We start from the raw sequence: 522 nt of genomic DNA, 5'->3' as shown, positions 1-522 counted from the left end.
CGCTGATCGTCTATAGCGCCGTGTTCGTCGAGGGCTGCTGCATCCTCGGCCTGTTTCCCTATATTTCGTCATTCCTGTTCGACCGCGGCGTGACCAGCCTCTCCATCGCCGGTCTCGTGCTCGCCTGTTTCGCCGTCGGTGGCCTGTTCTACACAGCGACCGTGTCGCGCATGCTGGCGCGGCTCGGCATCAACGGCATGATGATCTATGGCGGCATCGTGATTGCGATCCAGCTTGCCGCGACTGCCTTCAGCCCCAACTGGCAGATCCAGGCACTGAGCCTGCTGCTGATGGGCTGGGGCTTTTACATGCTGCACGGCTCGCTGCAGATATTCTCGACAGAGCTCTCGCAGGAAGCCCGCGCCAGCGCCATGTCGCTGCACGCCTTCTGCTTCTTCATGGGCCAATCGGTCGGCCCGATCGCCTACGGCTTCGGTCTCGCCCATGCCGGCAAGATGCCGACGCTGCTGATCAGCGCGGCGGCGGTGTTTGTGCTGGGGTTTGCGAGCGCAAAGCTGTTGA

At 62.6% G+C, this 522-nt stretch carries 1 protein-coding gene; it reads left to right on the top strand.

The genetic code is table 11. From position 1 onward, the window contains the following. Positions 1–20 precede the first annotated feature (20 nt). On the top strand, positions 21–522 hold a 502-nt coding region (locus AC1DU6_RS35780), incomplete at its 3' end, for an MFS transporter (RefSeq protein ID WP_477863388.1).

This window comes from Roseateles sp. P5_B10, assembly GCF_056400485.1.
Note: the sequence above shows the minus strand (reverse complement) of the source record. Positions and strands in the feature narration are given on the sequence as shown.